The following is a 24,931-nucleotide window of genomic DNA, read 5'->3' on the forward strand; positions in this document are numbered from 1 at the left end:
CCATGTCCCGTTATTCGCAAACCAGTGAACCGGTCCGCTTCGAGCGCGACTGCGCCGCCATCATGGTGCCCTCGGGCGACCTCGTGAATCTGCCTGCGGGCCAGACCGGCTATATCACCCAGGCCCTGGGCGGCAGCTTCACCGTCTTCGTCGAAGGCAATCTGTTCCGCATCCGCAACGAAGACGCGGACGCGATCGGCAAGGAGCCGATGCCGCTGCCGGAACTGCCCGACAACGCCAGCGACGACGAAATCGAACAGGCGGTGTGGACGCAGTTGCGCACCTGCTTCGATCCGGAAATCCCGATCAACATCGTCGAACTCGGCCTGGTCTATCGCTGCGAGATCCGCAAGAACGAGGACGGCAAGCGTCGCGCCGAAGTGCAGATGACGCTGACCGCGCCCGGCTGCGGCATGGGCGACATTCTGGTCGAGGATGTGCGCAGCAAGCTCGAATTGCTGCCGGCCATCGACGAGGCCGATGTCGACCTCGTGTTCGATCCGCCGTGGAACCAGTCGATGATGAGCGATGCCGCGCGACTGGAAACCGGGATGATGTACTGACGTTGGTGTAGGAGGCCCACGAATGGGCCTCCTACAGGACGCATCAGGGCTGTTTGGGTGCGGCGATCTTGTGCTCGGCTTCCGCGGCGAGATAAGCGAATGCGGCGTAGGCAGCGACGTTCTGGTCGAGCTTCTTGGCGTCGATCTTGTCGAGCGTGTCGTTGGCGGTGTGGTGGTAGTCGAAATAGTCGATGCCGTCCTGGCCCAGCGAGAAGGCGGGCACGCCGAGCTTCTGGATCGGCCCGATGTCGCTGCCGACGCGCGCGTCGTTGCCGCCACGTTCGATGTCGAGCGGATACAGCACGCTGCCGATCGCATTGACGGTGGGCAGAGCCTCCGCAGCGACGTTCGAGTCGAAGCGATAGATCAGTCCGGCGCCGAAGTCCGATTCGGCGATCGCGACATGGGTCATGGCCGCATCCGGATTCGCCTTGGCATAGGCCTGGCCACCGAACAGGCCCTGTTCCTCGTCCGCGAAGGCGACCACGCGCACCGTGCGGCGCGGCCGTTCCGGCAACTTCGCGATCGCGGCACCGGCCGCCATGGTGATGGCGATGCCGGCGCCATCGTCGATCGCGCCGGTGCCCGGGTCCCAGGAATCGAGATGGCCGCCGATCAGCACGATTTCGTCCGGACGCTCGCGTCCCAGCACGTCGCCGATGACGTTGTGACCCTTGTATTCGCCGACGTAGCCGACATCGAGCTCCAGCTTGATGCGCACCGGTTGGCCGAGCGCGACCAAGCGGTCGAGCTGGTCCGCGTCCGGTCCGCTGAGTGCTGCCGCCGGCACCAGGGTCGTGGCGATGAGGCTGCCATCGGACAGGGTGATCGCACGCTTGCGCAGTTCCGGGTCGAGTGCGATCTGGCCGAACCAGACGCCACCGCCGGTATGCGGAAAACGGTCGCTGTCGGTGCCGATCGAGCGGATCAGTGCCGCGACCGCGCCCTTGCGGCCACCGATCTCGGCGGCCTGCGCGCGCGCGCCGACGGCCACGCCGTAGCCACCGCCGTCGCGGCGGCGCTGCATCTTCTGCGACACGTACACGATCCGGCCCTTGACCGCCGAATCGGGTGCGGCCTTGAGCGCGTCGATGTTCGCGAAACGCACGATCTCGGCTTCGATGCCGCCTTTCGGCGTGCCTGATGACCAGCCCAGGGCCAGCAGTGCAAGTTTCTGCGGCGCGGGCGAGACCACTTCCGCATGTTCGCGGCCGCGGCGCCAGACCGGAATATTGACCGGCTGCAGTGTCACGCGGTCGAAACCGAGGGTCTTGAATCGCGCCTCGGCCCAGCGCACTGCGCGGGCGTCGGCTTCGCTGCCGGCCATGCGTGCACCGACTTCGGTGGTCAGGGATTCGACGATCGCGTAGGCACCGCTGCCGGCGAGGGCGTCATCGCGCAATCGCGTCGCGGTGGTGATCGCGGACTCCGCGATCGGCGACGGCGCGACCGGCATTTGTGCCTGCACGAATCCGGCACCGATCAGGAAACAGGTGGGCAGCAGGCGCATCGCGATTCTCCATTGGGCAATCCGACGATTCTGCCAGAGCCCCATCCCCTTGCTGCGGGGCATTGGTCATGCCCCGTACCCGGTTCGTCACTCAGGGCGTCGTGGCGATGCGGTAAGCCATCACCACGGGCGGCGAGCGCCCGTTGTCCGTCCAGAGGTCGAACATGAACTGCGCTCGGGTCTGCGTGCGCGGCCCGGTGGCGAGGGGCGGACGCGCCGACTGGCACATCAGGTTCTCGCTCGGGATGGCATGTTCGATCGCTTCGTTGTTGAGGAACTCGATGTATTCGCGACTGGCGACCTGATGCTGCAGTCGCACCTCGACGCTGATCGGCAGGACCGTACCCGGCGCGATCGGAATCACCCAGGTGGCGTCGTCGTAGTTCACCAGGCGGCCGGATCCCGGGCTGGTTTCGGGATAGACATGCGCCACGGGTTTCAATTCCGGATCGTTGCCGCCACGAAAGCCGCGCGGCGGAATGCGATTGTCCTTGGCGATGCAGTTGTTGAGCGCGAAATGGAACATCTTGCGCGCGCTGTCGTCGCGGATATCGCAATGGCTGGTGGCGGCGTTCCAGATCCCTTGCTGGACTTCGTAGACCCGCGCTTGCGCATCCTCGGTCAGGGTACCGGTGCTCGCATCGTAGGCGCCGCTCTCGAAGAGGAGCGCGCCGTTGCCGTCGCGCGCCTGCACGTTCAGCCACATCCGGCGACCTTCGGAATACCCCGTGGGCAGCTTGTGGCCGGTCTTGTTGGTCACGCGCACGTGTGCGGTGAGCGTGTTGCCCGGGCCGGCGAAGGGGTCCAGCGTGACGTCGAGCTGGGCGCTGTGCTGGGTCAGCAGGTCCAGCGTGCGCGCGATCGCCTGATCGATCTCGACCTCTCGCGACAAACCGGCGACGCCGCCGTAGAGGTCTCGGATCAGGCCCAGCACCCACGCGTTTGCACCGACCAGGTCATGCCGGCCCAGGCGACCGGTACGGCTGCCTTCGTTGTTCTGCTGGCAGGCCATCGTGTCGGGGTCGGTACTTTGCGGCATGTGGCAGGACTGGCAGGTCTGGCCGAATCGTGCGACATCGCCCGCCGGCTCGCTTTCTGCGAAGCCGTCCACGAAGAGCGTGTCGCCGAAATCGCTGAACGACCATTCGCTCGCGGTGCGCTCGATCGGAAACGGGATGCCGGTGTCGTTCCCGGTCGCGTCGATCAGGGTGCGTGCCGGACCCGCGCTGGTGATCGGCGATGTCACGTCGTGGCAGCTGCCGCAGAATTCTCCGCGCTTCACGAAGGCAGAGTAGGCGTTGGCGTGCGGGGGCGCGACGATGCCCGCCTCGGGATAGCGATAGGGACCGATGCGGCAGGGCTCGCCTTCGCCATTGCAGTCGCCGTCGTCAATGAACAGCTGGCCGCTGTCGTGGCGGACACCGGGAGGCAATGCGCCAGTGTCCTGCTGACGGTGGCAGAGGTGGCAGCCGACGCCCGCGAAGTCGTTGCCGCCATAGTCCGGGTCGTCGTGATCGCCGGTGAGCAGACAGCCATTCGCGCCATCCAGCGGCGTGCCGGTCACGCTCTTGGCCACGCGGCCACCGAACCATCCTTCCGGCGCGTGGCAGCGGAGGCAGTAGTCGCCGACACCGGGAATATCGCGATTGGCCACGTCGAGTGCGGCCCAGAACAAGGGATCGCGACCGGCATGGGCCATCATCGAGCCCGACCAGGTGCTGTGCGGCATGAAGCGCTTCTGGTCGCCGAAAAAGCCCGCATGGCAGCCATAACAATCGCCCGAGGATTGCAGCACGGATTGAAGTCCGGGCTGCGTCCCATGAGGCGTGAAGTCGGTGCCGGCGAGCGACGCCGAGGTGGCAGACGCCGGCCACCACGGCCGAAAGCGACAGAGCCAGCACCGAAGGGAGGGTAAGTCTCACCACCCAAACCTGACGTGACTCATTGTCCGAAGATCACTCGAGTCCATCCTCGAAGAGCAATCCGGGCGCGCCGACGGCGAAGTTGCGGATGCCGTAAGGCGGCACTCCCGGTTCGGTGACATCCAGGGTCACTTGGGCACTACGAGGCGGAGCGTCGGCAACGAAGCTGAAGCGGGTCATCACGCCCCAGTCGAGGCTCGCGGCGTCATTCGGTGCGCTCCAGGTGAGGCGGTTGCCGTCGTCGACCAGTGCCCAGTCCGCGCGAACGGAGTCGCCGTCGGCGTATTCCACATTGGAGATAGTGGCATTGGCATCTCTCTGCACCGAGAACGACTTGAAGCCGTGGTTGCGCAGGACGCGCAGCGTATGCGTCGACTCGACGCCCGTGGTCGCGGAGCGCGCATAGTCGAAATTCATCACCACGTAGTCGTAGCGCCAATGCCCGTCGCCGAGATCGGTCACCTTGACCGCGACCTTGGCGTGACCGCCTTCGTAGATCGACTCGCCCGGCGTGGTCCCCGCGATCACGCTGCGCGCGACATTGAGTTCCTGGTTGACGGCCGAGGGCGTGATTGAGTTGGCGGGGACCCAACGATCGATGGCCGAACCCAGGGCATACGCGTCCGGGGAATCCTGAGTGGCGTTGCTGATGCTCCAGCTGCTGCCGCTCCAGCTTGGCACCACGCCACGGGTGGCCATGGTGTTGTAGATGTCGATGTCGTCACGCACGATGTACCAAGATTCGAACAGGTAGCTGACGCCGCTGGCCACCGCCGGCAGGTCGGTTTCATCGACCAGCATGCGATTGCTGAAGCTGCCAGACGGCGCAACTTCAACGCCATCGCAATTTGAATCGAACACCGATCCGCAGCGGCCCCAGATACCGAACGCGGGCATCAGTTCGCGGGTTGGACCGAGATCGGACGTCGCGTCGTTGTTGCCGGTGCCATAGGTGTCCTGGCAGGCGCGACCGAGCACATGGTTGCCATTTTCCGTGCCGCAATTATCGGACGGATTGCTTGCGGTGCTATTGGTAGTGAGGAACGCATGCTTCATGCCGGAACGGCCGATCTGGGTGATGCGGCCATCGACTTCGCGCCGGTACAGGCTCCAGATCAGGTTCGGATGCTGGTCGTGGCCCTGATACGGATAGTTGTAGTTCGCGTTGTTTGGTGCCGATGTGAACTTGCCATACCAGGGCACATCGGCGCCGTAAGCGGCTTTGCTGGTGCCCAGCGGATCCGGCGTGCCGTCCATGCGGTTCACGGTCACCAGACTGTTGCCGCGATTGCGGTTGTTGGTCAGGGTCGAGCTGGGGGCGAACACGACCTTGCCGAGACCAGCGTTCACCGGGCCGTCGCAGCCGCCTGCGCTGCAGTTGAGGTTGTTTGCATCGCAGGTACCGCAGCGCATGTAGGACGCCGAAAAGACTTTCATGAACACGTCGGCCTGCCAGGTCGCGCCCGCTGGCGTACTCGGGCCCTGGTCGGTCACCGCCATGCCCGGCCAATACGGGGCGCCGGAAGCGCGAATGGCCTTGGCGGCGACCCAATTCCGGACCGGTGCCTGCAACTTGAATTCGGCCACCGCCTGGTCGGCGGCATCGGCATTCTGCATCTTCTTCGCCAGTAGCGCGGATACGTGCAGATCGGCGCTGCGGATGCTGAAGATGCGGCCCTGATCGAGAAACTCGTACATGATGCGATCGACGTAGAACAGCGTCTCGCCATCGCGGCTGACGAGGTCGATGCGGGGAGCCTCGCCGGGGCGCACGACCATGCGCGCGTTTCGCCATTCGATGCGTTTGCCGCCCGCCATGAATTCTTCGGTCGCCAGCAGATGGCCGCTGCCGCCGGCCAGGCCGCGCACGTTCAGGTCGACGGCGTCCACCGCGAGCGCGCTGTCTGCGCCGAGTTCGAAATGACGCAGGGCGCGATCCTGATTCACCTTGCCGAATTGCGCACCGACGCGATTGAGGCCGAGATCATGCAGCAGGTCGTCATTCCAACTGATGCTCAATTTGCCGCCGAGCGTACTGGCGCGATCCATGCCCGCACTGATCGGCAGTGTCTGCGCCGGACTCGCCGACAACTTGGCGGCATCGACCTGGGTAGCCGGATTGGTCGACGCCAGGACCGACGTGCCGGCCAACAAGCCCAACAGGGAAAGAACGACATGTTTCCGCAGCACCGGTGATTCTCCCCAATCAGGTCAATGTGGACAATTGTGAACTCAGCAGCGGGATTCTACAGCATCGCCGTGCCTGCTACCCGCGGTCAGCCCGGATGTTCGGCCAACCGCAGCGTGCGAGCCGGGTGATTCAGCGCTGCTTGAGCAGGTCGCGAATCTCGGCCAGCAGCTTTTCCTGCTCGGTCGGCGCCGGCGGCGCAGCCGGTGCCGCTTCCTCGGCCTTCTTGAGCTTGTTCATGCCCTTGATGACCAGGAACAGCACGAAGGCAACGATGACGAAGTCGAGCATCGACTGCAGAAAGGCACCGTAGCCGATGCTGACCATGGGCGTGCCGTCGGGGTTCGCACCGAGCTTCCAGGCCATCTCCGAGAAGTTCTGGCCCGAGGTCATGTAGCCGACGATCGGCATGATCATCTTGTCGACCATGGCGCTGACGATCTTGCCGAAGGCCGCGCCGATGACCACACCCACGGCCATGTCGACGACATTGCCGCGCATCGCGAAGGCCTTGAATTCCGAGATCATGCCCATGCTTCGAATCTCCTTGACGGGGTTCAGACGATGCGGCCGCGCAGATCGGCGAGGCCGGGGAAACTGGCGACGAAGGCGTCGCCGCGATGCAGGGCCGCGACGCCGGCCGGCGTGCCGGTATAGATCAGGTCGCCGGCGCGCAAAGCATAGTAGACCGACAGCGCTGCGATGATGTCCGCGACTTTCATCACCATCGTCGCGACGTCGGCGCGCTGGCGCGTCTGGCCGTTGACGTCGAGACGCAGTTCGCCGCTGGCGGGATGTCCGCAATGCGCGACGGGGGTGATCGCGCCGATCGGGGCCGAGGCATCGAAGCCCTTGGCGGTGTCCCAGGGCAGGGCCTTGGCCTTGGCCCTGGCCTGCAGGTCGCGACGGGTGAGATCGAGGCCGACCGCATAGCCGAAGATCGCGGCCTGCGCCGTCGCGGCATCGAGGTCGCGGCCGCCGGACTGCAGCGCGACCACGAGTTCGATCTCGTGATGCAGATCAGTCGTCGCCGACGGATAAGGCACGTCGGCGTCGTCGGTCACGATGGCATCGGCCGGCTTCATGAAGAACACCGGGGCATCCAGCGACACCGTCGCATTCATTTCGCGTGCGTGTTCCTCGTAGTTGCGGCCGATGCAGTAGATGCGGTGGACCGGGAAGCGCTGACGCGTGCCGACGATGGCGATGTCGGTTGGTGCGGGTGCGGGGAAGGGATGCGCGGGATTCATCGGTGGGCAAGGGTGGCGGGAGCGAAGCACCGATTACACAACGCGCCGATGACGGCTGTCACTTCGGTTCGTCACGTCCGGAAGGCAAGCTGCGCTGTCAGAATCGCGGCAATATCTTGGAGTGAATGCATGGACCGTCAGGAAGCGCTGATCGCGCAGCTTCGTATCGATCGCAAGAGCGCGGCGCCGAAACGTCGCCGCTGGCCCTGGTTCGTGTTGATGCCGGTGGTCGCGATCGGTGCCTGGGTGGCGATTTCCGGCGGGCGCCCGGTGCCGGTCGAAACGGCCGAAGCACGGGCCGTCGCCAGCGACGAGAACACCTCCGTGCTCGATGCCTCGGGTTATGTCACCGCGCGGCGCCAAGCCACGGTGTCTTCCAAGGTCACCGGCAAGGTGCGCGAAGTGCTGATCGAGGAAGGCCAGAAGGTCGAGGCCGACGAGATCGTTGCCTATCTCGACGACACCGAAGCCAAGACCGATGAAGGCCTGGCGCTGGCGCGCCTTGCCGCGGCGAAGACTGCCACGGGCGAGATTCGCGCCACGCTGGCCGATGCCGAGCGCGAACTGGCGCGCCAGCAGGACATGGCGGCGCGCAAGCTCAGCTCGCAGCAGGCGCTGGACGCCGCGCGCACCCAGGTCGATGCCTTGCGAGCGCGGCTCGCGAATGCGCAGGCGCAGGTGCCGGTGGCCGAACGCCAGCTCGAAGCGACACGCAACCAGCTCGCCAACATGGTCGTGCGGGCGCCCTTCGCCGGCGTGGTCACGGTCAAGGCCGCGCAGCCGGGCGAGATGATCTCGCCGATCTCGGCCGGTGGCGGCTTCACCCGCACCGGCATCGGCACCATCGTCGACATGGATTCACTGGAAGTGCAGGTCGACGTGAACGAGGCCTACATCAATCGCGTCAATGCCCGGCAGCCGGTCAATGCCGTGCTCAATGCCTACCCGGACTGGAACATCCCGGCCTCGGTGATCGCGATCATCCCCGCCGCCGACCGCACCAAGGCGACGGTGAAGGTGCGCATCGCGCTCGGATCGAAAGATGCGCGCATCGTCCCGGACATGGGTGTGCGCGTGTCCTTCCTCGAAGAACGCAAGCCGGGCGCGCCGAAGCGCGAGGGCGTGTGGGTGCCGACGCGCGCCATCGACGGCAAGGACAAGGACGTGGCCGTGTTCATGGTGACCGCCGAAGGCAAGGCGAAGCGGGTGCCGGTCGTGCTCGGCGAAAAGCGCGATGCCGACCAGCTGGTGACCCAGGGCTTGAAGGGCGGCGAGCAGATCGTGCTCGGGCCGTTCGAGGCGCTGCGCGACGGTGCTCGCGTCACCACCAAGAAATCCTGAGCCATGCCGGCCCTGATCGAAATCCGCGGCCTGACCAAGGTCTACGAACGCGGCAAGCAGCGCATCGAAGTGCTGCACGGCATCGACCTGGACATCCCCGCCGGTGATTTCGTGGCATTGATGGGCCCGTCCGGGTCCGGCAAGACCACGCTGCTGAACCTGATCGGCGGCCTCGACACGCTCACCGATGGCTCGCTGAAGATCGACGGCGAGCGGGTCGATGCACTGTCCGGCGCGGCGCTGGCGGCATGGCGTGCCAACACGGTCGGCTTCATCTTCCAGAGTTACAACCTGATGCCGGTGCTCAGTGCGCAACGCAATGTCGAGTTGCCCTTGCTGCTGGCCGACATGAGCGCGCGCGAACGCGCCCAGCGCGCGCAGGTCGCGCTGGAACTGGTGGGACTGTCCGATCGCGCCGCGCACAAGCCGAACGAATTGTCCGGTGGCCAGCAGCAGCGTGTCGCCATCGCTCGCGCGCTGGTGTCGGACCCGCGCATCCTGATCTGCGACGAGCCGACCGGCGATCTCGACCGCAAGACCGCCGACGAAGTCCTGCGTCTGCTGCAGTCGCTGAACCGCGACCATGGCAAGACCATCGTCATGGTCACGCATGACCCGAAGGCTGCCGAATACGCGACCCGCACCGTGCACCTCGACAAGGGCGTGCTGGTGGACGAGGCGGTGCATTGAGGCGCGCATGAAATATCTCCCCCTCGTCCTCGGTGCGCTGTTTCGCAAGAAATGGCGCACCCTGCTGGCCCTGCTGTCACTGATGGCGGCATTCCTGCTGCTCGGACTCGGGCAAGCGATCAATTCGCTGGTCGAGGGCGGCGCCGAGTTCCTCGGTGTCGATCGACTGATCACCCAGGCGCGCACCAGCTTCACCCAACCGCTGCCCCTGCGCCTGCTGCCGCGCATCGAGGCCGTGCCGGGCGTGAAGCGGGTCGGCTGGTCGCAGTTCTTCGGCGGTGTCTACCAGGACCCGCGCAATTTCTTCGCCCAGTTCGCGGTCGATCCGGCGCGGCTGTACGACACCTATCCGGAATGGCAGCTCGATGCCGACGCCAAGCGTGACTTCGTCGCCACCCGCAACGGTGCCATTGCCGGGCGCTTGCTGGCCGAGAAGTACGGCTGGAAGGTCGGCGACACCATTCCGCTGAATTCGTTCATCTGGCAGAAGCGCGACGGCGGCAACGCCTGGGAATGGAAGCTGGTCGGCATCTTCGATGGCCGCGACGAGCAATGGCAGAAGCGCACCAGCATCATGTACCTGAATTTCGCCCACTTCGACGAATCGCGCGTGGCCGGCGCAGCCGGCCTGGCCGGCGTGTTCGTGGTCCGATTGAGTGATCCGGGCGCGGTCGACACGGTGGCCGCGCGGATCGACGCGCAGTTCGCGAACTCGCCGGACGAGACCAAGACCCAGAGCGAGCAGGAGTTCCAGATCGGCTTCCTGCGCCAGATCGGCGACATCGCCTTCATCATCAACGCGATTCTCGGTGCCGCGTTCTTCTCGATCCTGATCCTGACCGGTTTCATCATGAATCAATCGGTGCGCGAGCGCGTGCCCGAGTTTGGCGTGCTGAAGTGCCTCGGCTTCACTGATCGCAGCGTGCTCGGCCTGGTGCTGGCCGAGGCGCTGGCCCTGTGCGTCACCGGCGCCGCGCTCGGGATTGGCCTGGCCTACGTGGTGACCGCGAGCCTGCCGGCCGACTACCCGGCGCGGATCGATGCGCGGGTGCTGTGGATTGCGGCCGCGACCGCGGTCGCGCTGGCGGTCGTGGTCGGCTTGCCGCCGGCCTGGCGGGCGATGCACCTGAAAGTCGTCGACGCACTGGCGGGGCGCTGAGATGGGCGTCCTGTCGCAAACCCGCGAAATCGTGCTGCTGAACCTGCGCAGCATTCCCTCGCGGCTTGGCGCGTCGCTGGTGATCGTGATCGGCATCGCCGGCGTCGTCGCCGTGCTGGTGGCGATGCTGGCGATGTCGCGCGGATTGTCGCGCACGCTGGAGGACACCGGTGCGCCGGATCGCGTGGTTGTGCTGCGCGGCGGTTCGACGGTGGAGTTGTCGAGTTTCCTCGATCGCGCCTCCAGCACCCTGGTCCGTCAGGACCCCGGCGTGGCGCGGCTGCCGTCGTCCTTGCCGGCGGCGTCGGGCGAGGTCGTCGTCATCACCGAAGTGATGCGCCCGGGACAAAGCAGCGGCGCCAACGTGTCGCTGCGCGGCGTCGAGCCGAGCGGGCTGGCGTTGCGACCGGAACTGCGTCTGGTCGAAGGCCGCATGTTCCGCCCCGGCCTGCGCGAGATCATCGTCGGCAGCGGCGCACGCAGCCAGTTCGCGAATCTCGACCCGGGCTCGATGCTGCGCTTTCGCGGCACCGACTGGCGCGTGGTCGGCGTGTTCGCCAGTGGCGATGCGCATGACTCCGAACTGTGGGCCGATCTTGAAACCGTGCAGGGCGTGTTCCGGCGCAACGGCGTGTCCAGCGTGCTGCTGAAGCTCGCCAATGCCGATTCCTTCGATGCGGTCAAGGCGCGGCTGACCAGCGATCCACAGCTCAATGTCGAAGTGCAGCGCGAAGGCGAATACTTCCGTTCGCAGTCGGCCGGATTGACGCGCCAGATCGGCGTGGTCACGACCCTGGTCGGCATCGTGATGGCGTTGGGGGCGATGTTCGGCGCGATCAACACCATGTACTCGGCGGTGTCGACGCGGACCGCGGAGATCGGCACCTTGCGTGCACTCGGCTTCGGACGACTGCCGGTGCTCGCGTCGGTGATGGCCGAGTCCCTGCTGCTGGCGCTGGCCGGCGGTCTGCTCGGCGCCGGCATCGCCGCGGTCTTGTTCAATGGCTACACGGTCTCGACGCTGGGCAGCGGTTTCACCCAGATCGCGTTCGATTTCGCGGTCACCCCGGACCTGTTGTTCAAGGGCCTGAGCTGGGCGCTTGGCATCGGCTTCGTCGGTGGTCTGGCGCCCGCCCTGCATGCCGCGCGCATCCCGGTGACCGAGGCCTTGCGCGCACGCTGAGTGTTATGCTGCCGATCAATCGTGACTTGACCTCGGCGCCGTGATCGACATCCCCGGATACAAAATCCTGAAGCAGCTCGGCCGCGGTGGCATGGCCACGGTCTATCTGGCGCTCCAGGAGTCGGTCGATCGCGAAGTGGCGCTGAAGATCATGTCGCCGGCCCTGATGGTCGACCCGAATTTCGGCGAGCGCTTCCTGCGCGAGGCCCGCATCGCCGCGAAGCTGCATCATCGTCACGTCGTCGGCGTGCACGATGTCGGCAAGCACGGCGACATCCACTACATCGCGATGGAGTTCGTCTCCGGCGGATCGGCGCACCATGAAGACGGCAAGCCGGACGACCCGACCCACGTGCTCCGCGTCGTGCGCGAGATCGCGACCGCGCTCGGCTATGCGCACAGCAAGGGCTTCGTGCATCGCGACGTGAAGCCCGACAACATCCTGATGCGCGACGACGGCTCGTCGGCACTGACCGATTTCGGCATCGCCCGCGCCAACGATTCGGCGACGCGCATGACCCGTACCGGTGCCGTCATCGGCACGCCGCACTACATGAGCCCGGAGCAGGCGCGCGGGCGTCCGCTCGACGGTCGCGCCGACCTCTATTCACTCGGCTGCGTGCTGTACGAAATGCTGATGGGCCGCGTGCCCTACCAGGCCGATGATCCGCTGGCGGTCGGCATCATGCACATCACCGAGCCGGTGCCGAAGTTGTCGCCGCATCTGGTGCCGATCCAGCCGCTGCTGGACCGGCTGATGGCGAAGACGCCGGAAGAACGCTTCCAGAACGGGGGCGAGGTCGCGGACGCGATCCGCGAGATCGAGATCGACATCGCCGAGGGCCAGTATCCGCATCTGGCCACGCCCGATGATGCCTATCGCCGGCGCGTGTTTGCCGAGGCGTCGCGCACCCAGCGCCTGCCGACGCCACCGCCGGACAATGAGCCGGTGCGCGGGCGCTCCGAGCCTTCGTTCGGCGACCTGCGCGACATGCCCACGGTGACCGACGGTGCGGCCCGCACGCGGGTGACGCCGGCAGTGCCATCGGCGGTGAAGCGGGCCTCGCCGCGTCCCGCGTCGAGCACCGCGCCGCGCCGGCTGTGGCCCTACATCGCTGCGGTGGTGCTGGTGGCCGTGCTGGCCGGCGGCTATGTGTTCCGCGCGCCCCTGTCGGGGCTGTTGCCGGAGTCCGATGTCGCCACGTTGCTGAAGCGCGCCGACGCGGCCGTGGTCGCCAATCGCCTGATCGAAGGCGAGGGCAATGCCCGCGACCTGTATCAGGCCGTGCTGCAGATCGATCCCGACAACACCCAGGCGCGCGACGGTATCCAGCGTATCGGCGCGGTGTTGATCGCGCGCGCCGATGAAGCCCGTGCCGGCGGCAATCTCGATATCGCCAGGACGTTTGCGAACGAGGCCGAGGAATTGTTGCAAGGTGGCCAGGCGGTCACCGAGCTGAAGGCGCGTCTGCAGGAAGCGGAAAATTCCAAGTCCCGGATTGATGATCTCGTTCCGAGGGCCGAGGCTGCGTTTGCGGCCGGCAACTACGTTGGCACGCCGGACAGCGCCTACGAGCTCTACCAGCAGGTGATGAGCGTCGACGCAGCGAATGCGATCGCACCGAACGGTATCGCCAAGATTCTCGAATTGCTCGGCACGCGCGCCGACAGCGAATTGAAGGCCGGCGATCTCTCCGCCGCGGCGCTGACGATCCAGTCGATCACGATGATCAGTCCAAATTTCGCGCAGTTGTCCGACTTGAAGGCACGCTTGTCCGAAGGCCAGGGCGATGCACTCGACGCACTCAGCAGCGATTTGGAGCGTGCCGCACGCCTGTTCGCCGATGGCGCACTGGCGCCGCCGAGCGAGCCGAACGCGTTGGCGCTGTACCAGAGCGTGCTGGTGCGCGATCCGGTGAACGTGCCCGCGAAGCAGGGGCTCACGCGCATCGGCAATGCCTTGCTGACGCAGGCGCGCGCGAGAATCGCGGAGAAGGATCTCGATGCCGCCGACAAACTCGTGCGCCGCGCCGAAGCGCTCGGTCCGGCCGCCGCCGAATTGCGCACGACCAGGCTCGAATTGCGCGAGGCACGCGAGCGCCGCGACATCGCCAACAATCCACGCCCGGTCGGACCCGCGGACCAGCAGCGTCTCGCCGAGTTGCTGTCGCGTGCCCGCGACTACGCGCGCAATGGCGACCTGTTCGGCGAACCCGGCCAGAACGCGATCGACGCCTACAACAACGTGCTGCGCATCGATCCCAACAACGCCGAGGCCCGTGCCGGGCTGATGTCCCTGCCGGCGCGCGCGAAGGAATTGTTCGAGCAGGCGATGACCGGCAATCGCTTGAACGCGGCCTACGAATACTTCGATGCGCTGCGCGAACTGTCGTCGAACGACGCCGATCTCGCGACCATGCGTGATCGTCTAGTGCGCGCCTATGTCGACAAGGCAAAGGCCATGAATGTCGCCGGCAAGACCGATGAAGCCAAGCGCGCCGCCGTCAAGGCGCGCGAACTGGCGCCGAACTCGCCGGTCACGGCCGAGATCGCGAACCTGCTCTGAGCGGCATCAACGTGCCCGTTCTGCGCATCGCCCAGCTGGATGACGCCAAGGCGCTGGCGGCGCTGGCCGAAGCCACGTTCCGCGACACCTTCAGTGCCGCGAACACGACCGAGAACATGGACGCGCATTGCCGCGTCAGTTACGGCGAAGCCGCGCAGGTGCGCGAGATCGCCGACGCGTCGATGCGGACGTTCGTCGCCGAACACGAAGGCGCGCTGGTCGCCTACGCACAACTCCGCTTCGGACCTGCGCCCGCGTGTGTCCGTGGCGAGCACCCCGGCGAGATCCTGCGTCTTTACGTGCATCGCGACTGGCATGGCCGCGGCCTCGCGCAGCAGCTGATGGACGCCTGCCTCGCCGCACTGCGCGACCGCGGCGCCGATGTCGCCTGGCTCGGCGTCTGGGAACACAACCCGCGCGCCATCGCCTTCTATCGCAAATTCAATTTCACCGAAGTCGGCGACCACATCTTCCCGGTCGGCGATGACCCGCAGCGGGATATCGTGATGATGCGTCCGTTGTCATCGACTTCTGTCGGAGGTCCATGAGCGTTGTTGGAAGCGGTTCGCCTCGTGCCGCATCATTGCTGTCTTGCGCGGGGGGGCGCCGGGTGCGACCTCCGGCGAGTACGCGATGCGCCTGTCGGGCGGAAAATCGACTGTTTCGCCCGATGCCCGGGGTGTGTTCACCCTCGAACTGCCCGAGGTCGAGGGTCGCTGCATCCGCGAGTTCATGATCTTCGGACACGCAATCGGCCACGACCCGGTGCCCGAGATCGAAATCGTGCGCAACGATTCGACGCGTGTGCGGGGCCGTGTGCCAATCACGGAACTCGACGAATTGCCCACTGATGCCGATGGCGTTCGCCTCCTGAAATGAGCCCGCAACGGAATCGATCGCCATGAAACGCATCCGCATCCAGCAACCCGGCGGTTACGAGGCGTTGCGCGTCGAAGACGGTCCCGATCCGCAGCCCGGGCCCGGGCAGGTGCGGGTCGCGGTGGAAGCGTGTGGCGTGAACTATGCGGACGGCATCATCCGCATGGGGTTGTATGCGTCGGCCAAGCAGTTGCATGGTTATCCGATCACGCCGGGCTTCGAAGTGGCCGGGCGCATCGACGCGATCGGCGCGGGTGTGACGTCGTGGCAGGTCGGACAGCGGGTCATCGGGCTTTGCCTGTTCAATGGCTACAGCAGCAGCCTCTGCTTCGATGCCGAGCAGGTGTTTGCGCTGCCCGAGCACTTGTCGATGGCCGAAGGCGCGAGTCTGCCCACGGTGTTCCTCACGGCGTGGTTCATGGTCCATCAGCAGTTGCATCCGCGGGCCGGCGAGCGCTGGCTGGTGCATTCGGCGGCGGGCGGGGTCGGGTCCGCGCTGGTGCAGATCGGACGACTTGCGGGCTGTCAGGTGACGGGCGTGGTTGGTCGCACGCACAAGATCGACCATTGCACGCGTATGGGCGCGGATCGCGTGATCGACAAGTCGCGCGAGGATCTGTGGATCGAGGCGCAACGCGCGGCGCCCGACGGTTATCACGCCATCTTCGACGCCAACGGCGTGGCGACGCTGCGCCAAAGCTATGCGCATCTCGCACCGACCGGGCGGCTCGTCATCTACGGCTTCCATTCGATGCTGCCGCACGACGGACGCCTGAACTGGCTGCGACTCGCATGGGACTGGCTGCGCACGCCGCGCTTCAATCCGCTCGACATGACCCAGCGCAACCGCAGCGTGCTCGCCGCCAACCTCAGCTTCCTGCAATCCGAGGCGCCGCGACTGCGCGAAGGCATGCGCTGGCTGATGTCGCGTTTCGAATCCGGAGAATTGCAGCCGCTGCCGGTCGCAACCTTCCCGCTCGAACGTGCCGCCGACGCGCAACGAAGCATCGAGTCCGGGCAGAGCATCGGCAAGCTGGTGTTGCTGCCGTAAGCGGTCCACGATAGACACCTTGCATCCAGAGGAGCGAACCATGGCGAAAGTGACCGGCATCGGCGGTGTGTTCTTCAAGAGCCGCAACGACCCAGCGGCCTTGGCCGCGTGGTACCAGAAACACTTGGGCATGCCGCTGGAAAGCTGGGGCGGCGCGATCCTGCGCTGGCCCGAAGATCGCGCCGACGACGGCGGCCTGACCGTGTGGACGCTGGCGAAGCCCGACACGAAGTGGTTCAGTCCGAGCGAAGCGCCCTTCATGATCAACTACCGCGTCGACGATCTCGACGCCCTGCTCGCACAACTGCGCGCCGACGGCATCGACATCATCAGCGGCCCCGAGTCCCACGAAAACGGCAAGTTCGCCTGGATCATGGACCCCGACGGCCACAAGCTCGAACTCTGGCAGCCGATGGCGTGGGACGCGAAGAACAAGGCTGAGTGATGCGTCTGCTCGGGCGGTCGAGTGGATCTGCCGGCGTCTCGCCTCGACCCATTTCAGACATTCGCACGGTGATTCAAGCTCGCATGCTTGCGGATGATCGGCGCCTGCCGCGCTCGCTTCGGACGGAGCTCGCCGTCCGCAAGATGCAGACAACCACTCCAGCGCACGTATATTTCGCTGAGCACCTGCGTCCACTGCGGCAGTGCGGTTCGGATCGTGGCCAGCATCGAAGAACCCACAGCCATCCGGGCCATCCTCGATCACTTCGAGAACAACGGTGCTCTATCGAAAGCGCATTGCCGCCGCCTAACCGCCAAACGGCCAAAAAAAGCCATTGAATTTCCTATACCTAGACCTGGACGTGGGGATGATGGCCCCTTTGCGATCCCTTTTTCGTTCTTGACCTTTAGACGCCGGTGTTGGTCCGGTGTCGAACTTGGGGAGTAATGCGATGCGAGCGAACACGATGCAGCGAATGCGCGTTCTTACGATGGCCGTAGCCTTGAGCGTCTTCGCGATGCCGCTCGCAGCGGCGGTTTTCGAGGTCAATCTCAACGATGCGACCGCGATTGCCAATCACGGAACGGTGCAGGACTTCAATCTCAGCGACCCGGATTGCGATGTCGACAACAACCCGGCGCCGCCACACAACTGCACCCTGTTCGCGGCGATCCAGCAGGCGAACTTCAACGCCAATCGCGACCGAATCCAGTTCCTCGCGGGACTGGACTTGATCACGCTGTCTACCGGCCTGCCGTCGATCGCGCATCCGGTCGACATCGAGGGCAACGTCAGCGGCAGCAATCCGCTGACGGCCATCAATGCGGCCAACAACGGCCTGCTCTCGTTCGACAACGCCGCCTCGCTCAACGGCGGTTCGAGCGTGAAGAATCTGAAATTGATGAACGCCAGCGGCACGGGCATTCGTCTCGACGGGTCGCCTTACATCCTCGACAACCTCTGGGTCGGTCTCAACGTGGCCGGCACCGCGGCGGCCGGCAACAGCCAGAACGGCATCGAGATCCAGAACACCGTCAGCAAGGCGCCGCCGATACTGAGCAATCTCGACGATCTGCTCTCTGCACTGGGGATCAGCTCGTTTGGCGAGCTGTTCACCGCCTTTGGCTCCAATCCGGCAGCCTTCGTCACTGCCGCGACCGCCTTGCTGGGCACCAACAACGCGATCGCGATTACCAACAGCGTGATTTCCGGCAATGGCGATGCCGGTGTGCGCATCGCCGGCGGCCAGGATGGCATGGGCAACGACGTGCTGACGGCGGGCGTGATCCTCGCCGGCAACCACATCGGTACCAATGCCCTCGGCACCAACGCCGTGCCCAACGGCACCGGCACGAGCGGCGACGGCAGCGGCGTCTTGATCGAACTCAATGCGGCGCTCAATTTCGTCATCGCCAACGTGATCGCCGCGAACCAGGGACAAGGCGTCAACATCTCGACCGGGGAAGTGGACTTCCCCAACGTGGTCGGCGGCAACTTCATCGGTCTGCCGAATCCCGTCGATGTGCCGAATCCACTGAGCCTGGGTCCCAATACCTGGGGCAACTACGAGAGCGGCGTGTTCATCGGCAGCCGCCCAAGTGCCGGCAACGCGAGCGAAACTGCCGCCGTCGTCGCGGCGAACTTCATCGGGTTCAATCGCTGCGGCACATGGTCCGATGCTGACGGTCTCCCGCCATTCAGCCCTGACGCCGAGGACGGTGGTATCGCGGTCACCGGGACCGACTCCGACAAGACCGTGCTGGTCGGCAACCTGATCGGTGTCGCGCAGTTTCCGCCCTCGGGTGGCAGCATCCTTGATCTGGGCAACCTTTGCACCGGCATCAACGTCGCGTACGGCAGCAACATCATCGGCGGTGCCAACATCCTCGATGCCAACGCCATTGGCGCCAACGACGGCGATGGCATCCTGTTGCGCACCAGCAACACCAATGGCAACGTGGTGAAGGGCAACCGCATCGGCCGCGACTATCTCGACACGCTGACGTTCCCGAACGATGGCTACGGCATCCGTCTCGACAACTCCGGTGGCAATATCGTCGGATTCGAGCCCGGCGATGCGCCCCTCTTCGGTCCCAACATCATTGCTGCGCCCGGCGCCAGCGGCATCCGGCTGAACGGCACGAACGCGTTCGGTAACCTGCTCAGCCGCAACCGCATCTACGGCGTGCCCGCGAACTTCATCGGCATCGAGCTGGACCGTGACGGCTTCGGCGGACAGGACATCCCCGACCCGATCGATGACGACGACAACGACGTCAATCCGCTCGACTATGCCAATTGGGGCCAGAACGCCCCGCAGATCTGCAGCACCGGCGATCTGGGTGCCTGCGCCGGCGCGACCTCGCCCAGCTTCGGGGGCGGCAACACCAACATCCAGTGGACCTTGTTCTCATTTCGCAATGCCACCTTCCGCATCGACTTCTATTCGATCAGCGATGACGATGCGAAGTGGTTGGGCGAGGTCGCCAACCTGACTACGGATGCCACCACGGGCGTTGCGACGAGCAACGGTCCGTGCAACGCGGCAGGACTGTGCACCAGCAGCTTTGCGTCCGCCAACACCAGCGGGACGCAAATCGTGATGACGGCGACGCGCATCGACCCGAACATCGCGGACATCCCGCCGCTGGAGCCGGTGCCGCCGAATCCGCCGGGCTCGGACACGGACGACGGCCCGATCAACAACACCTCGGAGTATTCCGCGCCCGCGACGATCCCCGACCAGATCGTGTTTTCGTCGGCCAATTACATCGTGGCCGAAAGCGACGGCAATGCGACCATCACGTTGTCGCGCAACGGCACCGGCGCCGCCAGCATCACGCTGAATCTGACCGAAGGCACGACCCAACCTGCCGACCATGACGCGCTCAGCAGCACGACGCTGACGTGGGCCGCCGACGAGGCGCCGGACAAGGTCGTCACCTTGCCCATCGTCCAGGACAACATCGACGAGCCGAATCAGTCGCTCTCGCTGGACTTCGTGATCGACTCCTCGGACAACGCGGTCGCGGGCACACCGGCGACGGCGCAGGTCACGATCACCGACGACGATGCGTCGCCGTTGCTGACGATCGCTGGGACCGGCGCGGTCGAGGGCGACCAACTCGTCTACACCGTCACTCGCAATGGCGCCTCCGAGTTCACCACCAGCGTCGACTACGCGGTGACACCCGACCCCGGCACCGAGGCGGGCGACATCGCCGCCGGGGTCGATCCGCTCAGCGGCACGGTCAGCATCGCACCGGGCGCGGGTAGCGCGACCATCTCCGTGCTCGCGGTAGACGATGCGATCCACGAACCGGCCGAAGTCGTGCGGACCGAGCTCAGCAACCCGGTCAATGGCATGTTGAACGCAATCGGCGGCAATTTCGCACTCGCGTCGATCGCGGCCAGTGACGCCCCGGTCGTGTTCAACATCGACAACCAGAACTTGACCGAGACCGACGCCAACGTGCCGCTGGTATTCACGGTGACCAAGGTCGGGCTCACCGAGTTCGCGTCCAGCGTCGGCTACGACGCGATCGCGGGAACCGCGGTTACGCCGGCTGATTACGCCGCAGGCGTCGATCCGCTCAGCGGCACCCTCAACTTCGCAGCCGGAGACACCCAACGAACGATCTCGCTGACCTTGGTCGGCGACGATGTCTTCGAGCCCGCGCCGGACCAAACTTTCAATGTCCAACTGAGCAACGCCAGCCAGGCTTCGATCGGCACCGGCACCGGCACGGCGACCATCACCGACGACGATGCGGCCCAAACCGGTGAGGTTCGCTTTACTTCCGTCGCGTTCGACGTCAACGAGACGGAAGCCAGCACCAATGCCGTCGTGGTGGTCGAACGTGTCAATGGCAGCGATGGCCCCGCCAGCGTGGACTGCATTGCGGCGGCCGGCACCGCTACGGCCGGCGCCGACTTCACCGCCGGTAGCGTGGGCGTGAGCTGGAACACGGGCGAGAGCGGTACGCGCCAGTGCCTGATCCCGATCGCGGGCGATCTTCTGGACGAAGATGACGAAACCGTCACGCTCAGCCTGGGCAACGTCGCGGGATCGGTCGTGGGTTCGCCAGCGACGGCGACCCTGACCATTCTCGACAACGACGCCCTGCCCGTGGTGTCGATCGTGGCGCCGATTCCCACGGCCGAAGGCAACGCCCCCGATATCACGCCGTTCACCTTCCTGGTCACGCTGTCGGCCGCCAGCGGACGCAATGTCACGGCGCTGGCAACGAGCACCGATGGCAGCGCGACGGTCGCCGACAACGACTATCAGGCGGTGAACCAGTCGCTGACGTTCCTGCCAGGCGAGACCAGCAAGATGGTCGCGGCGAGCGTGATCGGCGACGCTGCTGACGAGGGCGACCAGACCTTCTCGGTGAGCCTTTCCAACGTGGTCAATGCCACGCCACAGGACACGCCGGAGACCGCGACCGCGACCATCGTCAATGACGATGCACCGCCTCCGGCCGCAGGGCAGTTGCGATTCACAGCGGCCACGTTTGGCGTGAACGAGAGCGCCGGTCCGGCCGTGGTCACCGTCGAACGCGTGAATGGCACCGCCGGTGCCGTGATGGTGGATTGTGTCGCCGGCGTGGGCACCGCGACCGCGGCCGACTTCACGCCCGCGACGCAGACCCTGAACTGGGGTGCGGGCATCGGCGGGACACAGAACTGCAGCGTTGCGATCAACAACGACCTGCTCGACGAAGACGACGAGACCGTGCTGCTGGCCTTGGGCAACGTCCAGGGCGGCGCGAGCCTCGTCAGTCCCTCGGCGGCGACGCTGACGATCGCCGATGACGATGCGATGCCCATCGTGTCGATCGCGGACCTGAGTCTGCCCGAAGGCAACGGGCCGGGAGCCACGCCATTCGCATTCCTGGTGACCTTGTCCGAGCCCAGTGGTCGCGCGGTCAGCGCGCAAGCGACCACGAGCGACGGAAGCGCCGTGGCGGGTGGTGATTACGCGAGCCTGTCGGCCACGGTGAATTTCGCGCCGGGCGACACCAGCGAGATGTTCACGGTCAGTGTGGTCGGCGATGCGGTCGACGAAGGCGCCGACGAGGCCTTCGACGTGACCCTGAGCGCACCGAACAATGCCACGCTGGGTGCCAACGCGGTCGCCACCGGCACGATCCAGAACGACGACGCCGTTGCGCCTGCTGGCGGCACGCTGCAGTTCAGCGCAGCGACGTACAGCGTCGGCGAGGCCGGCGTTCAAGCCACGATCACGGTCACGAGAACCGGCGGCAGCAGCGGCGCCGTAGGCGTGACCTACGCCAGCAGCGATGGCAGCGCCACGATCGCGGGCAACGACTACACCGCCGCGGGCGGCACACTGAGTTGGCTGGCCGGCGATGTCGCCGACAAGACGTTCACCGTGCCGATCAACAACGACAGCACCGATGAGCCCGACGAAACGGTGAATCTCGCGCTGAGTCTGCCGACCGGTGGCGCGGCGCTAGGTGCACCGAGCACGTCGGTACTCACCATTACCGACGACGATCTACCGTCAGTGAACGGCTCGCTGCAGTTCTCCGCCGCCACGTATGCCGTGGGCGAATCCGGCGTCGCTGCAACGATTACAGTGACGAGAACCGGCGGAAGCAGCGGCCCTGTGGGTGTGACTTATGCCACCACCGACGGCACCGCCACGATCGCGGGCAGCGACTACACCGCCACGGGCGGCACACTGAGTTGGCTCTCCGGCGATGTCGCCGACAAGACGTTCACCGTTCCGATCAACAACGACGCGATCGACGAACTCGATGAAACGGTGAACCTCGCGCTGAGCCTGCCCACAGGCGGCGCATCGCTGGGCGCACCGAACACTGCCGTGCTCACGATCACCGACGACGATGCACCTGTCTCTGGCGTGAAGATCTTCAGCGGTCCGACCCAGCCCGGTAGCGGCACGCAGACCATCGTCTTCACCGGTGGTGGCGACCCCTGCGGCTTCGACGCCGGCAGCGCGCTGGTGGCGGCGCCGCAACCGTTGCCCGCGGGCGGCTACGTGTTCCCGCACGGCGTCTTTGCCAGCACGATCAGTAATTGCACCACCGGCGCGACGCTCAGCTTCACTGTCACCTACCCGCAAGCGCTCGCGGCCGGCACGGTGTTCTGGAAGTACGGACGCACCCAGGCCAATCCGACGGCGCATTGGTATCAGTACCCGGCGGCGATCGTCGGTGCGACCGCGACCTACACGCTCACCGACGGTGGTGCGGGCGATGATGATCTGCTCGCGAACGGCACAATTGTCGACCCGAGCGGCCCGGCGTTCGCGCAGGGCTTCGGAGTGCCGGCAACGCCACAGCCGATACCGACGCTGGGCGATTACGGTCGCTGGCTGTTGCTGGCGATGGTCGGTTTGCTGGCGGCATTCGCCATGCGGCAGCGGCAATAACGGTCAGCTTGCCGCGCCCCAAGCGGAGCGCGGCGGGCCGAGGCGGGTTCAAGCGCAATGACTGACCGTTATTGGCCGAAGACACGCATCCGTGACTCTGCCGCGCATGCGCTCGCGGGGTTTGCTCCAGCGTCTCAACGCATACGCTTCGGGAGGATCCAGCGCGTTCATCAACCGCGCTCACTCGCGTGGCAAGTCCGCGGGCGTATCGACATCGCCGGGCGGGTGCGGCGCCGGATGATCGACAGGATCGCGTTCGTCGCGCAGCAGCGTGCGTGCGCCCTGGTCGCCGCGCAGGGTCGACAGCGCGGTGAAGACCGCGCGTGGGAATACCGCCGGGACGCCGCGTACGCCGTCGTAACGCGAAGCGACCATCCGGTTCGGGTGGGCGTCCGCCTGCGCCAGCAGCGCGTGCAGCCAGACCGCGTCGACGGCGTACTGGTCGGTCAACAGCACCAACAGGCGCTCGACCGCCGGGTCCGCGTCGACCTGCGCGACCACCGCACGAAGCGAGGCCGAGAGGCCGTCGCCGGCAGCGCCGACATCGACGCGCGCGATGGACGTGCCTTGGGTCGGAAGCAGCAGCGTCCGCCACAATGCATCGCCGTCCGCACCGAGCGCGACGACCACCCGCGGCGTCACCGCGCAGGCGGTGTCGAGCGCGCGTTGCAGCAGGGAGCGGCCCTGCCATGTCACCAGCGCCTTGGGTTGGCCCAGACGCGAGGAACGCCCGGCGGCGAGGATGGCGACCGCGGTGCTCATGCGTCCGCGTGCGTCGCGGAGGTCGCACGCGCTTCTGTCGATCGCGTTTCGGCTGCACGCGATTCTTCGGGATGGCAGCGTTCGCGATAAGCCTGCATCGCTTCGGCGAGGATCGATACCGCGAGTTCCTGCGGGTCGCGCGCGCGCGGCAACAGCCCCAGCGGGCTGCGCAAGCGCGCCAGCGATGCGGCATCGACGCGGCGTGCTTCCAGACGTTCGAGGCGCAGCGCCTGCGTGCGCGGGCTACCCATCGCACCGACCAGGCAGGCGTCGCTGGCGAGCGCCCGCTGCAGAAACGGCAGTTCCCAGTCGTGATCGTGAAACAGGGTGATGGCCGCAGTCCAAGGATCGAATAGGCAAGCCTCGAGCGCGAGCGGTGGCAGGGCGTGCTGCGCCTGCAACACGTGCAGGCGCACGCCGAGCGCATCCAGCGGCGCCTGCAGGTCGCGCTCCGGGCTGAACGCGATCACCTGGATGTCCGCTGCCCGCGCCAGCCGGCACATCGCCAGCAGCGTGTCGCCGGCACCGGCCAGCATCAGCCGCAGTGCAGGCATGTGCTGGACGACGACCGCATCCGTGACCGGCATCGCGTCGGGAACGCATTTCGGTGGTGATGCGGGATCGCGCCAGTGCAGCGCGAAAGCTTCGCGGCGCGTGATTGCCTGCGCGATCGCCTCGACGGTCGCGGCCGGCACTGCGCCGTCGAACTGCAGGTCCAGGCCGCTGCCGCAGGGCAGCACGATGTCGACGTAAGGCGAGTCTTCGCCGTAACGCACGCGCCGGCTGCTGCCGTCGGTCAGCGCGCGTCGCGCGTCCTCGATCACCGACCGGTCGAGGCAGCCGCCGGAGAATGATCCGGCGATCTCGCCGCCTTCGGTCACTGCCATCTGCGCGCCGATGCGGCGCGGGGCCGCGCCGTGAATGCCGACGAGAGTGACCAGCGCGCAGCCTTCGTTCCGCCGCGCGCTGGCGATCAACAGCTCAAGTGCACGCGGCAT

The 24,931-nt window shown here is 66.1% G+C and carries 18 protein-coding genes; 11 read left to right on the plus strand and 7 right to left on the minus strand.

Features of this window, described 5'->3' with window-relative positions; genetic code table 11:
• Positions 1 to 2 precede the first annotated feature (2 nt).
• Positions 3 to 563: a putative Fe-S cluster assembly protein SufT gene (gene sufT / locus IPP28_07110; GenBank protein ID MBL0040805.1), complete on the plus strand. Its 561-nt coding sequence runs from the start codon at positions 3 to 5 to the stop codon at positions 561 to 563.
• A 43-nt stretch (positions 564 to 606) separates the two neighbouring features.
• Here the strand turns inward: sufT and IPP28_07115 are convergent, their stop codons facing one another.
• The 5 genes from IPP28_07115 to IPP28_07135 all read right to left on the minus strand — a co-directional run bounded on the left by IPP28_07115 (position 607) and on the right by IPP28_07135 (position 7,433).
• A complete protein-coding gene (locus tag IPP28_07115; GenBank protein MBL0040806.1) occupies positions 607 to 2,073 on the minus strand; it encodes a M20/M25/M40 family metallo-hydrolase in 1,467 nt (488 codons plus the stop codon).
• Between the two features lie 91 nt (positions 2,074 to 2,164).
• Positions 2,165 to 3,868, minus strand: a complete 1,704-nt coding sequence (locus tag IPP28_07120; GenBank protein MBL0040807.1) for a hypothetical protein — start codon at positions 3,866 to 3,868, stop codon at positions 2,165 to 2,167.
• 160 nt (positions 3,869 to 4,028) lie between these two features.
• Positions 4,029 to 6,185: a hypothetical protein gene (locus IPP28_07125; protein ID MBL0040808.1), complete on the minus strand. Its 2,157-nt coding sequence runs from the start codon at positions 6,183 to 6,185 to the stop codon at positions 4,029 to 4,031.
• A gap of 130 nt (positions 6,186 to 6,315) precedes the next feature.
• Positions 6,316 to 6,711 (minus strand): large-conductance mechanosensitive channel protein MscL, encoded by a 396-nt coding sequence (gene mscL, locus IPP28_07130; GenBank protein MBL0040809.1) that lies wholly within the window; start codon positions 6,709 to 6,711, stop codon positions 6,316 to 6,318.
• Between the two features lie 29 nt (positions 6,712 to 6,740).
• Positions 6,741 to 7,433 carry a fumarylacetoacetate hydrolase family protein gene (locus IPP28_07135; GenBank protein MBL0040810.1) on the minus strand — a complete coding sequence of 231 codons (693 nt, stop codon included), beginning with the start codon at positions 7,431 to 7,433 and terminating at the stop codon, positions 6,741 to 6,743.
• Positions 7,434 to 7,562: 129 nt separating this feature from the next.
• Here IPP28_07135 and IPP28_07140 point away from each other — a divergent pair, with 129 nt between their 5' ends.
• The 10 genes from IPP28_07140 (at position 7,563) to IPP28_07185 (ending at position 23,171) form a co-directional block, all read left to right on the plus strand.
• Entirely contained in the window at positions 7,563 to 8,774 is a 1,212-nt protein-coding gene (locus tag IPP28_07140) for an efflux RND transporter periplasmic adaptor subunit (GenBank protein ID MBL0040811.1), read from the plus strand.
• Between the two features lie 3 nt (positions 8,775 to 8,777).
• Positions 8,778 to 9,464: an ABC transporter ATP-binding protein gene (locus IPP28_07145; GenBank protein MBL0040812.1), complete on the plus strand. Its 687-nt coding sequence runs from the start codon at positions 8,778 to 8,780 to the stop codon at positions 9,462 to 9,464.
• 7 nt (positions 9,465 to 9,471) lie between these two features.
• Complete coding sequence (locus IPP28_07150; GenBank protein MBL0040813.1) at positions 9,472 to 10,623, plus strand: ABC transporter permease; 1,152 nt, start codon at positions 9,472 to 9,474, stop codon at positions 10,621 to 10,623.
• 1 nt (position 10,624) lies between these two features.
• On the plus strand, positions 10,625 to 11,806 hold the full coding sequence (locus tag IPP28_07155) for an ABC transporter permease (protein MBL0040814.1): 1,182 nt from the start codon (positions 10,625 to 10,627) through the stop codon (positions 11,804 to 11,806).
• 40 nt (positions 11,807 to 11,846) lie between these two features.
• Complete coding sequence (locus tag IPP28_07160; GenBank protein MBL0040815.1) at positions 11,847 to 14,372, plus strand: protein kinase; 2,526 nt, start codon at positions 11,847 to 11,849, stop codon at positions 14,370 to 14,372.
• Between the two features lie 11 nt (positions 14,373 to 14,383).
• Positions 14,384 to 14,920 carry a GNAT family N-acetyltransferase gene (locus IPP28_07165; protein MBL0040816.1) on the plus strand — a complete coding sequence of 179 codons (537 nt, stop codon included), beginning with the start codon at positions 14,384 to 14,386 and terminating at the stop codon, positions 14,918 to 14,920.
• 85 nt (positions 14,921 to 15,005) lie between these two features.
• Complete coding sequence (locus IPP28_07170; GenBank protein MBL0040817.1) at positions 15,006 to 15,251, plus strand: hypothetical protein; 246 nt, start codon at positions 15,006 to 15,008, stop codon at positions 15,249 to 15,251.
• Between the two features lie 22 nt (positions 15,252 to 15,273).
• Entirely contained in the window at positions 15,274 to 16,302 is a 1,029-nt protein-coding gene (locus IPP28_07175; GenBank protein ID MBL0040818.1) for a zinc-binding dehydrogenase, read from the plus strand.
• A 40-nt stretch (positions 16,303 to 16,342) separates the two neighbouring features.
• Complete coding sequence (locus IPP28_07180) at positions 16,343 to 16,747, plus strand: VOC family protein (GenBank protein MBL0040819.1); 405 nt, start codon at positions 16,343 to 16,345, stop codon at positions 16,745 to 16,747.
• Between the two features lie 475 nt (positions 16,748 to 17,222).
• Complete coding sequence (locus IPP28_07185; protein ID MBL0040820.1) at positions 17,223 to 23,171, plus strand: hypothetical protein; 5,949 nt, start codon at positions 17,223 to 17,225, stop codon at positions 23,169 to 23,171.
• A 180-nt stretch (positions 23,172 to 23,351) separates the two neighbouring features.
• Here IPP28_07185 and IPP28_07190 read toward each other — a convergent pair whose 3' ends face one another.
• Positions 23,352 to 23,933: a nucleotidyltransferase family protein gene (locus tag IPP28_07190; GenBank protein ID MBL0040821.1), complete on the minus strand. Its 582-nt coding sequence runs from the start codon at positions 23,931 to 23,933 to the stop codon at positions 23,352 to 23,354.
• Positions 23,930 to 24,931: an XdhC family protein gene (locus IPP28_07195; protein MBL0040822.1), complete on the minus strand. Its 1,002-nt coding sequence runs from the start codon at positions 24,929 to 24,931 to the stop codon at positions 23,930 to 23,932. Before IPP28_07195 ends, IPP28_07190 begins: the two co-directional genes overlap by 4 nt.

The organism is Lysobacterales bacterium, assembly GCA_016721845.1.
Taxonomy (GTDB): domain Bacteria; phylum Pseudomonadota; class Gammaproteobacteria; order Xanthomonadales; family Ahniellaceae; genus JADKHK01.

What these genes read in the sequence shown, in the direction of transcription:
- IPP28_07115 (MBL0040806.1), bottom strand. Translation starts at nt 2,073, where the DNA reads ATGCGCCTGCTGCCCACCTGTTTCCTGATCGGTGCCGGATTCGTGCAG.
- IPP28_07145 (MBL0040812.1), top strand. Translation starts at nt 8,778, where the DNA reads ATGCCGGCCCTGATCGAAATCCGCGGCCTGACCAAGGTCTACGAACGC.
- mscL (MBL0040809.1), bottom strand. Translation starts at nt 6,711, where the DNA reads ATGATCTCGGAATTCAAGGCCTTCGCGATGCGCGGCAATGTCGTCGAC.
- IPP28_07195 (MBL0040822.1), bottom strand. Translation starts at nt 24,931, where the DNA reads ATGCCGCGTGCACTTGAGCTGTTGATCGCCAGCGCGCGGCGGAACGAA.
- IPP28_07175 (MBL0040818.1), top strand. Translation starts at nt 15,274, where the DNA reads ATGAAACGCATCCGCATCCAGCAACCCGGCGGTTACGAGGCGTTGCGC.
- IPP28_07190 (MBL0040821.1), bottom strand. Translation starts at nt 23,933, where the DNA reads ATGAGCACCGCGGTCGCCATCCTCGCCGCCGGGCGTTCCTCGCGTCTG.
- IPP28_07140 (MBL0040811.1), top strand. Translation starts at nt 7,563, where the DNA reads ATGGACCGTCAGGAAGCGCTGATCGCGCAGCTTCGTATCGATCGCAAG.
- IPP28_07185 (MBL0040820.1), top strand. Translation starts at nt 17,223, where the DNA reads ATGCGCGTTCTTACGATGGCCGTAGCCTTGAGCGTCTTCGCGATGCCG.
- IPP28_07180 (MBL0040819.1), top strand. Translation starts at nt 16,343, where the DNA reads ATGGCGAAAGTGACCGGCATCGGCGGTGTGTTCTTCAAGAGCCGCAAC.
- sufT (MBL0040805.1), top strand. Translation starts at nt 3, where the DNA reads ATGTCCCGTTATTCGCAAACCAGTGAACCGGTCCGCTTCGAGCGCGAC.
- IPP28_07155 (MBL0040814.1), top strand. Translation starts at nt 10,625, where the DNA reads ATGGGCGTCCTGTCGCAAACCCGCGAAATCGTGCTGCTGAACCTGCGC.
- IPP28_07135 (MBL0040810.1), bottom strand. Translation starts at nt 7,433, where the DNA reads ATGAATCCCGCGCATCCCTTCCCCGCACCCGCACCAACCGACATCGCC.
- IPP28_07170 (MBL0040817.1), top strand. Translation starts at nt 15,006, where the DNA reads ATGCGCCTGTCGGGCGGAAAATCGACTGTTTCGCCCGATGCCCGGGGT.
- IPP28_07150 (MBL0040813.1), top strand. Translation starts at nt 9,472, where the DNA reads ATGAAATATCTCCCCCTCGTCCTCGGTGCGCTGTTTCGCAAGAAATGG.